Genomic DNA, 11519 nt, shown 5'->3' with positions numbered 1-11519 from the left:
GGGCCGGGGCGGTGGTGGCGGTCGTGGTGGTCATTTGACGGTTTCCTTCGTCGATGAGCCGGCGGTGAGAGTGAGGAAGAGCTGTTCCAGGCCGCCACTGCCGGCGGGCCGCAGCTCGGTGAGGACAAGCCCGGCGTCCGCCGCGGCCTGACCGACCGCGCCGGGTTCGGCCTGGACCAGGAAGCCGCCGTCGGTGCCGGCGGTGGCGGGCAGGGCGGCCCGGTCCAGGGTCAGCCGCAACGCGTGCGGGTCGCGGGCACGGACCAGGGTGCCGACGCCGGCCAGCAGTTGGTCCTTGTCGTCGTCGGCGACAACCCGGCCGCCGCCGATCACGACGAGCCGGTCGGCCACCGCCTCCACCTCGCGCAGCAGATGGCTGGAGAGCAGCACGGTGCCGCCCCGGTCGGCGAAGTCGCGCAGCAGGCCCCGCATCCAGAAGATCCCTTCCGGGTCGAGGCCGTTGGCCGGCTCGTCGAGGATGAGCACCCGGGGGTCGCCCAGCAGCGCCAGTGCCAGGCCGAGCCGCTGCCGCATTCCCAGCGAGTACGCCCCGACCCGGCGCTTCGCCGCCGCCTCGTTCAGCCCGACCAGGTCGAGTTTCGCGGCCACCTGCCGGCGGTCCACGCCCATGGTCCGCGCGGCCAGGGTCAGCGCCTCCCGGCCGGTCCGCCCGGCGTGCTGCGCCGAGGCGTCCAGCAGCACCCCGACCTCCCGCCCCGGGTTCGGCAGCCGGCGATAGGGCATCCCGGAGACGGTGGCGCCACCGGAGGTGGGTGGGGTGAGCCCGCAGATCATCCGCATGGTGGTGGACTTGCCGGCGCCGTTGGGACCGAGGAATCCGGTGACGGTGCCCGGTTCGCAGCGGAACGACACGTCGTCCACGGCGGCCTGCGGGCCGTACCGTTTGGTGAGGTGGTCAACTTCGATCATGGCGTCGAGCCTGCCGGGGCCACCCGGCTGTGCGCTGCGGCCGGCGGTCGAGAACCTGCCATACCTCGGTCTACCGGCAACCGTCGACTTTGGTAGCTGTCGGCGTGCGCAGGCGGCTTCCTAACATGGGCGGGTGAGCGCCGCCGTCGTACCCGAACACCCCTGGCTGCTGCCGGGTGCCCTGACCCGCCCGCCGACGGTGGTGCGGCGCACGGCCCGGGACTGGGTGGTCGACAGCCTCTGCTTCCTGATCGCCCTCGCCGGGGCGTTGCTCTCCTTCGGCGACGCGGTAAGCCCGGATCCGGAGCTGGCACTCAACGCCGGGCCGGGCTGGCTGGTCGGGGTCGACCTGGTGGTCGGGGTGTGGGTGAGCGCCGCCCTCTGGTTGCGCCGCCGCTGGCCGGTGGCGTTGGCGGTGGCCACGGCGCCGTTGGCGCTCTTCTCGTCCAGCGCCGGCCTCGGGATGGCGATCATCCTGTTCACCGTGCTGGTGCACCGGCCCCTGCCGACGGGTGCCGCCCTGGTCGCCTGGCACCTGGCCACCGTGCCGGTCTACCTCGCGGTCCGGCCGGACCCGGAACTGCCGTTCTGGGCCGCCGTCGCCTGGACGGTGCTGATCGTGGGTGTGGTGGTGGCCTGGGCGCTGTTCGTCCGGGCCCGCCGCCAACTGGTCCTGTCGCTGCGTGACCGGGCCGACCGGGCCGAGGCCGAGCAGCAGCTCCGGGTGGCCCAGGCGCGGCACCTGGAGCGCACCCGCATCGCCCGGGAGATGCACGACGTGCTGGCGCACCGGATCTCACTGCTCAGCCTGCACGCCGGGGCGCTGGAGTTCCGCCCCGACGCACCCCCGGAGGAGGTCGCCCGGGCGGCCGGGGTGATCCGGGCCAGCGCGCACGCCGCCCTGCAGGACCTGCGCGAGGTGATCGGCGTGCTGCGCGCCGAGTCCGGCGGCGACGAGACCCCGGAACGGCCGCAACCCACCCTCGGTGACGTGCCGGCACTGGTCACCGAGTCCCGGGCGGCCGGGGTACGCGTCGGCGTGGTCGACGAGGTCGACCAGGCGGCGGCGGTGCCGGCGGCGGTCGGGCGCAGCGCGTACCGGATCGTGCAGGAGGGGCTGACCAACGCGCGCAAGCATGCGCCGGGGGCGCGGGTCACCGTGCGGCTGGCCGGCGGGCCCGGCGACGGGCTGGCCGTGGAGATCCGTAACCCGTGGCCGGTCGGCGAGGCCGTCGGTCCGGCGATCCCGGGCGCCGGGACGGGGCTGGTGGGGGTCGCCGAGCGGGTCAGCCTGGCCGGGGGCAGGCTTGAGCACGGGCGGGACGCCACCGGCGACTTCCGGCTCGCCGCCTGGCTGCCCTGGGCGGTGTCGTGAGCGCGGGGGTGGCGGCCCCGGTCCGGGTCCTCGTCGTCGACGACGATCCGCTGGTCCGGGCAGGGCTGTCGATGATCCTCGGCGGGGTGCCGGAGGTCCGGGTGGTCGGCGAGGCCGCCGACGGCGCCGAGGTGCCGGCCGCCGTCGAGGCGTACGCGCCGGACGTGGTGCTGATGGACATCCGCATGCCACGGGTCGACGGGCTGACCGCCACCGAGGCGCTGCGTGCGTTGCCGCATCCGCCCGAGGTACTGGTGCTGACCACGTTCGACGCCGACGAGCAGGTGCTGCGGGCGCTGCGCGCCGGCGCCGGCGGGTTTCTGCTCAAGGACACCCCGCCGGCGGAGATCGTCCGCGCGGTGCTGCGGGTGGCGGCGGGGGAGGCCACGCTCTCGCCGACGGTGACCCGCCAGCTGATCGCCCAGGTGACCGCCGACCCGGCGCGGTCCGGCGGCGATCCCCGGCGGCAGCGTGCGCTGCGCGCACTCACCGGCTTGACCGAGCGGGAACGACAGGTCGCGCTCGCCCTCGGCCAGGGGCGGACCAACGCCGAGATCTCGGCGGAGCTGTTCATGAGCGTGGCGACGGTGAAGGCGTACGTGTCCCGGCTGCTGGCCAAGCTCGAACTCAACAACCGGGTGCAGGTGGCGCTGCTGGTGCACGACGCCGGCCTGGTCTGACGGGTACTGCGGCGACCTGTCACCGGCCTGGTCTGACGGGAACTGCGGTGGCTCGTCGCCGGTGCGCCCTGACCGCGCCCGCGCCCGCTGGCCGGCGGGTGCGGGTACCGGCCGGTGTGATTGAACTTCTGCCCCGTGCCGGCCGTACCACTGGCCGAGGATGCGCTGCGGCGGACAGCCGCAGTCGCTGGCGAGCTGCGGGAGGCCTGCCGTGCGAGTTGGTGAGCAGTCGACGGACCCCATCGATCTGGTTCTGGGCGAGGTGCCGGTGCCGGCGCCGCTGACGCCGGAGGATGTCCGGCTCGCGGTGCGGGCGGTGGTGGTACACGCCGCCGAGGAGTGGCCCAGCGGGGCGCTGTGCCGTAACGACGGCGCGTCGTACCCGTGCCGGCTGCACCGGTGGGGCCGGCGGGTACTGGAGAACCACGGTCTCAACGAACGTCAGATCGACGCCCTGATCCGGCACGGGAACCCGTTCGTGCACGTGCCGTTCCCGTTCACCTACGGCACCCCGGCGCAGCCGCGTCCGGGCGGGGTGACACCACCCCGAACCGCGGCGCCCGGGCAGCCGGGCAGCGTGCAGCCGGCCCGACCAGTGCCCGCCTATCCGACGCGCGGCCAGACCGGCCGGCCCGCCGTCCAGGGCATGCGGCCGGCTGTCCAGGGCATGCGGCCGGCTGTCCAGGGCATGCGGCCCGCCCTTCGGCCCGGCGTGCCCGGCCGGCCGGTGGTGCCCCCCGCCACCGCGCCTCGCTGGCCCCGGGCGAGCTGAGCGGAGGCACGACCGCCAACGTCGCCGGGCGCCGACGACGCCGGCCCGGCCGGGTGGGGAACCCGGTCCGGGCCGGCGTCGGTGTCTCGGCCCGATCAGTCGGCGGAGCCGACCCCGCAGTCCGGGGCCGACCAGCTCGTCGTGTTGCTCGTCCCGTCCTGGTTGTTCTCCCGCCGTGAGTCCAGGTGCACGTGGCTGCCGTGGGCGGGGTAGCCCGGCCCGAAGATCCCGCTGAACCCGTGGCTGCGGGCGGCCTGGGCGATGTCGCACAGCGAACTCGTCCGGGAGATCACGTCGGCGGCGTTGCCGTAGAGGTGCTGGCTGTCAGCCGCCCCGCCGACCTGCCGGTTGCAGGCGTTGCTGCGGAAGCCGCTGATGACGTAGAGCGGTCGGTCGCCGAGCCGGTGGCGCAGCGCCTCGAGCTTCCACATCGTGCGCAGCGCGTTGGCCCGGGTCTCCGCGGCCGACAGCGGGCCGCCGCTCCACCCGCCCCGGCCGCAGCCGTCGTCCATCTCGCTGAAGCTGAAGTGCGCGGGCGTGCAGTCGTCGTCCTGCAACTGGTACAGCTCGCGGAAGGTCTGCGGGCCGGCGATCCCGTCTACGCGCAGCCCGTACGCGGCCTGGAACCGGCGGACCGCCGCGGCGGTCTCCGGTCCGTACTGGCCGTCGACCCGGACAATGCCGCCGTAGGCGGGCCAGCCCGCGACCCGGATCTGGAGCTGGCGGACGTCCTCGCCGGAGCGTCCCTGAAAGAGGGTGCGGTTCCAGGTGTAGCAGGCGTCGGCGTGGGCGGCCGGCGGGGCGACCACCGCGCCGGTCGCGGCCCCTGGCAGCGCCAGGGCCAATGCCACGAGGGCTCGCTTGAACGTGTGTGCGCGCACGGGTGTCCTCCGATGGGAGAGCGATTGGGGTGACTGGGCAGGCATCGACCAGGACGCCCTGTCCTCTCCACCTTGGCAGCTCTTCTGCCGGTTCGCGGCGGTTGGTGAGAATTGTTCAGACGAACACGGTTATCTGGGGAATGGCTGTGGATTGAGGCAAATTACGAACTGCCCGATCCCACCCTCGGCGGAACAGTTGGGAACGCCCGGCACGGACCGGACCGAAACACGTGAAAGATCCGAACGGTGACGCCGGGTGACTGCCGGCCGGCCGACCGGAGCCGGTAACGTCTGCCCTGGTCCAGCGACGGGGGAGGTGGACGTGGCGCGCGGTGGCGTGTTCTGCGTCGAGGGGCAGTGGCACCGCGACCTGAACGAGCGCGGTTCCGTCCTGCCCACCCTGGAACTGCTGGAACGGCTCGGCCGGATCCGCTTCATCCACAAGGACGCCGCCACCCGCGACGAGCTCTTCTACTTTCTGGACCGCTGGCTGCTCAAGCAGTACGCCGACTATCGGGTCGGCTTCTTCGCCATGCACGGGGAACCGAGTCGGCTCTGCCTGACCGACTGGGACTCGGTGGCCCTCGCCGACGTCGCGGCGCGGATGGCCGGGCGGTGCGAGGGGCGACGGCTCTACTTCGGCAGCTGCTCGGTGCTGCGCGCCTCCGACGCCGCCCTGCGCGCGTTCCTGGACGTCACCGGAGCGGCGTTGGTCTGCGGGTTCACCCGCGAGGTCGATTGGGTGGAATCGGCGGCGTTCGAGACGGTGCTGCTCGACGTGCTCGCCAACGGCCAGCGGCACAACGCCGCCGAGCTGCGGATGGGCTCGGCGCACTGGGCGCCGCTGGCGGCGTACCTCGGCTTCCGGGTGATCTACGCCAACGGGCGGGCCTGGCGGCCGACGGTCCGACCACGGGTGCCCACCCAGACCGCGCCGGGCCGCGTCGCTGGGCGGGCCCGCTGAGCCGGCCCGCGCGGCGTGCCCGTCGCCGGGCTGCGGCGGGGCACGACGGCCGGTGGGCCGGCACCCGGGTGGCCTGGTAGAACCATGGCATGCCACGCAGCATCGCGCGCAACACCCGGGTCGACCGCGACGCCCTGGTCGAGTTTCTCCGTCCGCGGCACCGTGTCGTGCTGACCACCACCCGATCCGACGGCCGCCCGCAGTCCTCCCCGGTGGCCGGCGGCGTCGACGCCGAGGGCCGCCTGGTGATCTCCACCTATCCGGAGCGGGCGAAGGCCCGCAACATCCGCCGCGACCCCAGGGTCTCCGTCTGCGTCCTCTCCGACGACTGGGACGGCCCCTGGGTGCAGGTCGACGGCACCGCCGAGGTGCTCGACCTGCCGGAGGCGCTGGAACCGCTGGTGGAGTACTTCCGCAGCATCTCCGGTGAGCACCCGAACTGGGACGAGTACCGGCAGGCCATGGCGACGCAGGGCAAGTCGCTGATCCGGGTGACGATCGACAGGTGGGGGCCGATCGCGACCGGCGGCTTCCCGGCCCGGCTCGCCGACTGAGCGCGGCTCAGTACGCGGCGGTGAAACGCATGTTCTCGAAGCGCGGGGCCTCGATCTCGTCGACGACCGCCACCGCCAGATCCTCGTAGGTCAGCACCGAGCGCCCCTGGTCGTCGAGGACCGGGTGCTCGGTGCCGGTCCGGTACCGCCCGGTCCGCTCGCCCGGGTGGAACTCCAGCGGCGGCGGGGAGATGTAGGTCCAGGTCACTCCGTCGGCCGAGGAGCGGTACCAGGCCAGCGCGTCGGCCTGGCCCAGCGCCGCGTCCCGATACTCCTCGGGGAAGTCCGGCTCGTCCAGAAACGAAGTGTCCCGCGAGGTCAGCAGGGTCGCTCCGCCGCCGACATGGATCACCCGGGGCGGATTCGGCACCTCTCGCAGGACGGTGATCAACGTCTGCGCCGCGTCCCGCCACAGCGCCCGCTGGCCGCCGCCGACCGCCACCACGATCACGTCGGTCTCGGCGGCTAGTTCCCGCACGCTGCGGGCCGAGGTGACGTCCCCGGTCACCACACGCGCACCGGCGGGCAGCCAGGTGACCGACTCCGGGCGGCGGACCGCCGCCGTGACCCGGTGCCCCCGGGCCATCGCCTCGGCGACGATCCGTGAGCCGGCGGTGCCCCCGGCGCCGTACACCACGATGTTGCTCATGACGGCACTCCGCTGCGCTCCGTGCCGCCATGAGGCACTACCGCGCTGAGCCTGATGATTCGCTCGCTGTGCTCGCTCATGACGTCCAGGCTATGGAGCGCCCCGGCCGCCCGTCGGTGGAACGGCCCAGGCGGTGCCCCGGATCCCCATCCGGCTCAGTCGACCAGGGCGGCGTAGACGAGTTGCCGCAGCTGCGAGCGCAGCGGGTAGGTACTCGACGGCATCAACTGGGTGAAGAACAGCGCGGTGATCTCCTCGACCGGGTCGACCCAGAACGCCGTGCTGGCCAGGCCGCCCCAGTAGTACTCGCCGACGCTGCTCGGCACCCGCGCCGGCACCGGATCGGTCACGACGGCGAAGCCCAGGCCGAAGCCGATGCCGTCCAGCACCGTCTCGGCGAACCCCTGAGGCTCGAACGACGCCAGGTCGCCCCCGCCGGGCAGGTGGTTGCGGGTCATGTAGCGAACCGTGCGGGGGGCGAGCAGGCGTACGTCGTCCAACTCGCCGCCGCGCAGCAGCAGTTGGGTGAACCGGTGGTAGTCGGCGGCGGTGGAGACCAGCCCGCCGCCCCCGGACAGACACTCCGGGCGCTGCAGCGCGGCGGCGCCGAACCGGTCGGCGCGGATCGCCCGGCCGGTCGCCGGGTGCGGCGTGTAGAGCGCGGCGAGGCGCTTGGCGTCCGGCTCGTCGACCCAGAACCGGGTGTCGGTCATGCCCAGCGGGCCGAGTATCCGTTCGGCGAGGAACTCGTCAAGACGCTGCCCGGAGATCACCTCGACCAGCCGGCCCAGCACGTCGGTGGAGACGCCGTAGTTCCAGCCGGTGCCGGGCTGGAACATCAGCGGCAGCTTCGCCATCCCGGCGGTGGCCCCGGCGAGATCCAGGCCCGGTGGCACGCCGAGGTCGTACCCGGCGGCGCGGTAGAGGGCGTCGACCACCGAGGTCTGGGCGAAGCCGTACGTCAGGCCGGAGGTGTGGGTGAGCAGGTGCCAGACCCGGACCGGTTCGACCGCCGGCACGGTGTACGCCCTGAGCGCCGACCCCTTGTCGAAGACCCGGACGTCGGCGAACTCCGGCAGCCAGCGGCTGATCGGGTCGTTCAGCTCGAACCGGCCCTCCTCCCACAGCATCATCGCCGCGACCGAGGTGATCGGCTTGGTCATCGAGTAGATCCGCCAGATCGTGTCCGGCTCGACGGGCACGCCTGTCTCGACGTCGCGCAGCCCGTACGTCGCGGAGTGCGCGACCTCGCCGCGCCGGGTGACGACGACCTGCCAGCCGGCCAGCAGCCCCTCGTCGACGTAGCGGCCGAAGTGTCGGTCGATCCGCGCGAGCCGCGCAGGGTCGAAGCCGATCTGGTCCGGGTCGGTGCTGCGTGCCACGCTCACGCCCGCGAACGTACTAGCCGGTACTGCGGCGGCGGAAGAGTCGGCCGTCACTGTCGGGCCCGGCCGTTACGGTGGGTCGATGCCGGAGACCATCGAGGACGCCACCTTCCGCGACGACGACTGGTACGCCGAGGCACTGGTCGACCGGCACTTCGTACGGTGTTCCTTCCATCGGGTGGATCTCACCGAGGCGACCAGCCGGGGCGTCACCTTCACCGGGTGTTCGTTCGGCAACGTGGCCTTCAACGCCTCCCGGCATGTCGACTCGGCCTTCATCCGGTGCGTGTTCCGGCGGTGCAACCTCTTCGAGGCCGAGTTCGTCGGGTGCAAGCTGGTCGGCAGCAGCTTCCAGGAGTGCGACCTGCGCCCGCTGCGGGTGACGGGCGGGGACTGGTCCTTCGTCGGGCTGTCCGGCGCCGACCTGCGCGGGGTGACCGTCACCGGCGTACGGATGCGGGAGGCGGACCTGACCGGGGCCGACCTGACCGACGCGACACTGACCGACGTCGACCTCTCCGGCGCGCAACTGCACGCCGCCCGGCTGGTCCGGGCGGACCTGCGGGGCAGCGACCTGACCGCGATGGATCCGACGTCCGTGCAGCGGGCCGGCGCTCTGATCGACGCGGAGCAGGCAATCGTGCTGGCGCAGGCGTTGGGTTTCGAGATTCGCTGACCGGACGGGTCGGTTCGGCCGTCGGGCCACCGGCGTCCGCGTCCGCCTGATCGTTTTCGGCCTGTCGCTCCGGCCACTGAAACCATACCGTCCACTATGGAGTTTAATGACCGGTGCGACGGTGAGGGAGGCGGTCCCCGCACCGTGACCGCCCGGACACGGAAGCGCTAGGATCCCTACTCGGCCGAGCGGGTCGATTCGGGCATCGTTAGGACAGTTTTCCTTACCGCCGTTTGGTAACGAACTGGAAACGCTGATGAGTCGGGCTATGGCGTAAGCGGTCGTGCGGATGAACGTGACGGGGCTCACGTCGATCCGCGATCATGGTCGGGCCGGCGCGGTGTGCGGAACGGAGAAACAGTGGCGGACGACCAGGTGAGACGGATCGGACCGGGCCCGTCCGGCGGCGCGGCCACTCGGCTCGCCCGGCACCGGCAACGCCGACGCCGCCGGACCGTCGCGTCGCTGGCCGCCCTGACCTGCCTGGTGCTGGTGGCGTCGTACCTGAACCTCGACGCGGACCCGGTGCCTCCGGCCGACGACCGGGCGCAGCCGCCCGGCGCGCCGACGGTGGCCGGCCGTCCCACCGGCCTGCCAGCGGAGATCACCGAGGCCGGGGTCGTCTCACCGGGGCTGCGGCCCCGGCAACGCACCCCGTCGCCGGCCCCGTCCGTGCCCCCGACGTCGCCGCCGGCCACGAAGCCCGCGCCGAACGGATCGGTGCTCACCGTCGCCGAGGTCGAGGTTCCGGCCACAGTGGACCTCACCGCCCTCGGCAGCCGCGACTGGGTGCACTGGGGACTGCGCGGCGCCGACTCCGAGGTCCGCAAGCGCGACGGGTCGCTCGAGATCCGCGACGAGGGTGGCCGGGGCACGCGGGGCGGCATCGACAGCAACCCGGAGTCGTTTCGCTGGCGCGACGGCACGCCCGTCGGGTCCGTCGGTGCAACCATGACCGGCGTCTACACCTGCGGTGTCGGCAACGGCTTCAGCCTCGCCGTGGCCGGCAGCGGCGAACTGCGCACCGTCCACCTCTTCGCCGGCGTATGGATGGCCCGGGGCCGGCTCGACGTCCGGCTCTCCACCGGCGGCCCGACCCGGACGGTGCGCCTGGAGGATCCGCACACCAGTCACACCGCCCAGTGGGTCGTGCGGTTCCGGGTGCCCAGGGGCGAGAAGCTGCTGATGTCCTGGGTCGTCGAGCGGACCTTCAACTCCGACTGCGGCAACGTCGGCCTCCAGGCGGTCGCGCTGCGCTGAGTTCGATCCGTGTCGGGGCGCTGAGCGGCGGCCCACGGGGGTCGGCATAATGATCCACAGTGGTCCGCACGGGAGCGGGCCGACGACACGGGGGAGAGCGAGCATGCCCGCCTTCGCGCTGGCCCACCTGCGCACGCCGCAGCTCAACGACGACGTCCTCGAGTACATCGACCGCATTCAGGCCACTCTCGACCCGTACCAGGGGAAGTTCCGGGTGCACGGGGCCGAGGTGGAGGTGCTGGAGGGCGACTGGCCGGGGACCGTGGTAATCGTGGAGTTCCCGGACGTCGAGCGGGCCCGGGCCTGGTACGCCTCGCCGGAGTACCAGGAGATCCTGCCCCTGCGGGCCCGGCACATCGAGGGCTCCACCCTCATCGTGGAGGGCGTCGGCCCGGACTACGACCCGCGCCGCACCGCTGCCCGGCTGCGCGAGGCCGCCGCCGGCTGACAACGCACCTGCGGGCGCTGCCCGGCGGTGTCCGCCGGGCAGATCGACGTCGCGAGAAGGTGTCCACCCCCGTGCCATTCGGGCGGTCCAGCGGGTGCCGTACGCCCGGTTCGTTCTCGCGCCGCTGGCCGACGGTTGCCCTGCTCGACGTGGATCCGGTCCATGGCCGCAGGGTACCCGCGATCGGGGCGCTGACGAGCGGAAACGTGGAATCGGCGGCCTTGCTCCCACCGACGTCGCTCTATTTGACGGACGGCCCGACAGCGGGCACGGTGGGGGTAGGGGCGCGAGCGGTGTGCCCCGATTCGCCGGGCGACGGCCTTCGCCGTCCGACGCGCGCAGGTTCGATCGTCGTGCGCGCCGCCCAATCCGAAACCCACGAGGAGTTCCCTCATGCTCACCATGACCGACAACGCTGTGCTGGTCATCCGTGACCTCGCCGCCCAGCAGGACGTCCTGACCGACGGCGGGCTGCGCATCGCCGCCGACGCCGAGGCCGGCTCGCTCACCGTCGAACTGGTGCCCGAGCCAGCCCAGGGCGATCAGGTCGTCGACAACCAGGGGGCGCGGATCTTCCTCGACGCGGACGCCGCCGAGCTGCTCGACGACACCTCCGTCGACGCCTCCGTCGACGACGAGGGCGTGGTGCAGTTCGGCTTCACCGAGAAGGAGTGATCTAGCCGGCCCGGCGGATCTCCCCGCCCCGGTACGGCCGGCCAGGCCGCCCGCGCTCCTCGGCGGCGGGCCTCCGGCCGTACCGCCGTTCGCCCGCCGGCCGGGTCAGCGCCGCCAGCACGTACGCCAGGTGGTGCGAGGTGCTCCACGCCGTCCAGTTGGCCGGTGAGCCGGCCCCGGCCACCCGGCGGGCCCGCCGTAGCAGCTCGTGGTCGCCCCAGGAGAAGCCCGCCCCGTTCGCCGGCCAGTGCGGGGCGGACACCAGCGTGC

Annotated in this window: 13 protein-coding genes and 1 pseudogene; 9 read left to right on the top strand and 5 right to left on the bottom strand. The window is 73.1% G+C overall.

The features are described from left to right. Nucleotides 1-30: 30 nt before the first annotated feature. On the bottom strand, nucleotides 31-930 hold the full coding sequence (locus E1193_RS24705; RefSeq protein WP_132185574.1) for an ATP-binding cassette domain-containing protein: 900 nt from the start codon (nucleotides 928-930) through the stop codon (nucleotides 31-33). A 133-nt stretch (nucleotides 931-1063) separates the two neighbouring features. On the opposite strand from E1193_RS24705, the gene E1193_RS24700 reads away from it, so the two are divergent. From E1193_RS24700 to E1193_RS24690, 3 genes are all read left to right on the top strand, one after another. Further along, nucleotides 1064-2305: a histidine kinase gene (locus tag E1193_RS24700; protein ID WP_132185573.1), complete on the top strand. Its 1242-nt coding sequence runs from the start codon at nucleotides 1064-1066 to the stop codon at nucleotides 2303-2305. An 8-nt stretch (nucleotides 2306-2313) separates the two neighbouring features. Next, nucleotides 2314-2985 (top strand): response regulator transcription factor, encoded by a 672-nt coding sequence (locus E1193_RS24695; protein ID WP_132185576.1) that lies wholly within the window; start codon nucleotides 2314-2316, stop codon nucleotides 2983-2985. A 211-nt stretch (nucleotides 2986-3196) separates the two neighbouring features. Beyond that, nucleotides 3197-3757 (top strand): hypothetical protein, encoded by a 561-nt coding sequence (locus E1193_RS24690; protein ID WP_132185572.1) that lies wholly within the window; start codon nucleotides 3197-3199, stop codon nucleotides 3755-3757. A gap of 95 nt (nucleotides 3758-3852) precedes the next feature. Here E1193_RS24690 and E1193_RS24685 read toward each other — a convergent pair whose 3' ends face one another. Further along, the gene (locus E1193_RS24685) at nucleotides 3853-4638 is read right to left on the bottom strand and encodes a M15 family metallopeptidase (protein WP_132185571.1); all 786 of its coding nucleotides are present in this window, start codon (nucleotides 4636-4638) and stop codon (nucleotides 3853-3855) included. A 322-nt stretch (nucleotides 4639-4960) separates the two neighbouring features. Between E1193_RS24685 and E1193_RS24680 the strand changes: the two genes are divergently transcribed. Beyond that, entirely contained in the window at nucleotides 4961-5602 is a 642-nt protein-coding gene (locus E1193_RS24680) for a hypothetical protein (protein ID WP_132185570.1), read from the top strand. An 89-nt stretch (nucleotides 5603-5691) separates the two neighbouring features. After that, entirely contained in the window at nucleotides 5692-6156 is a 465-nt protein-coding gene (locus E1193_RS24675) for a PPOX class F420-dependent oxidoreductase (protein WP_132185569.1), read from the top strand. 7 nt (nucleotides 6157-6163) lie between these two features. Here E1193_RS24675 and E1193_RS24670 read toward each other — a convergent pair whose 3' ends face one another. Both E1193_RS24670 and E1193_RS24665 read right to left on the bottom strand, forming a co-directional pair. Further along, a complete protein-coding gene (locus E1193_RS24670; protein ID WP_132185568.1) occupies nucleotides 6164-6805 on the bottom strand; it encodes an NAD(P)H-binding protein in 642 nt (213 codons plus the stop codon). A gap of 155 nt (nucleotides 6806-6960) precedes the next feature. Continuing rightward, nucleotides 6961-8193 (bottom strand): serine hydrolase domain-containing protein, encoded by a 1233-nt coding sequence (locus E1193_RS24665; RefSeq protein WP_132185567.1) that lies wholly within the window; start codon nucleotides 8191-8193, stop codon nucleotides 6961-6963. A 79-nt stretch (nucleotides 8194-8272) separates the two neighbouring features. Here E1193_RS24665 and E1193_RS24660 point away from each other — a divergent pair, with 79 nt between their 5' ends. The 4 genes from E1193_RS24660 (at nucleotide 8273) to E1193_RS24645 (ending at nucleotide 11249) form a co-directional block, all read left to right on the top strand. After that, nucleotides 8273-8866, top strand: coding sequence for a pentapeptide repeat-containing protein (locus E1193_RS24660; RefSeq protein ID WP_132185566.1), 594 nt, complete (start codon nucleotides 8273-8275; stop codon nucleotides 8864-8866). 360 nt (nucleotides 8867-9226) lie between these two features. Then, entirely contained in the window at nucleotides 9227-10126 is a 900-nt protein-coding gene (locus E1193_RS24655) for a hypothetical protein (RefSeq protein WP_243707870.1), read from the top strand. 103 nt (nucleotides 10127-10229) lie between these two features. After that, complete coding sequence (locus E1193_RS24650; RefSeq protein WP_132185565.1) at nucleotides 10230-10574, top strand: DUF1330 domain-containing protein; 345 nt, start codon at nucleotides 10230-10232, stop codon at nucleotides 10572-10574. 393 nt (nucleotides 10575-10967) lie between these two features. After that, the gene (locus E1193_RS24645; protein WP_132185564.1) at nucleotides 10968-11249 is read left to right on the top strand and encodes an iron-sulfur cluster biosynthesis family protein; all 282 of its coding nucleotides are present in this window, start codon (nucleotides 10968-10970) and stop codon (nucleotides 11247-11249) included. 1 nt (nucleotide 11250) lies between these two features. Here the strand turns inward: E1193_RS24645 and E1193_RS24640 are convergent. Further along, nucleotides 11251-11519, bottom strand: a pseudogene (locus tag E1193_RS24640) (beta family protein); the annotation flags it as partial.

This window comes from Micromonospora sp. KC606 (assembly GCF_004348675.1).
Classification (GTDB): Bacteria; Actinomycetota; Actinomycetes; order Mycobacteriales; family Micromonosporaceae; genus Micromonospora.
This window is presented reverse-complemented; position numbering and strand designations above follow the sequence as displayed.

Bases quoted from the DNA above. Each gene is read 5' to 3' on its own strand.
- E1193_RS24670 (WP_132185568.1), bottom strand. From the start codon at position 6,805: ATGAGCAACATCGTGGTGTACGGCGCCGGGGGCACCGCCGGCTCACGG.
- E1193_RS24705 (WP_132185574.1), bottom strand. From the start codon at position 930: ATGATCGAAGTTGACCACCTCACCAAACGGTACGGCCCGCAGGCCGCC.
- E1193_RS24675 (WP_132185569.1), top strand. From the start codon at position 5,692: ATGCCACGCAGCATCGCGCGCAACACCCGGGTCGACCGCGACGCCCTG.
- E1193_RS24650 (WP_132185565.1), top strand. From the start codon at position 10,230: ATGCCCGCCTTCGCGCTGGCCCACCTGCGCACGCCGCAGCTCAACGAC.
- E1193_RS24645 (WP_132185564.1), top strand. From the start codon at position 10,968: ATGCTCACCATGACCGACAACGCTGTGCTGGTCATCCGTGACCTCGCC.
- E1193_RS24660 (WP_132185566.1), top strand. From the start codon at position 8,273: ATGCCGGAGACCATCGAGGACGCCACCTTCCGCGACGACGACTGGTAC.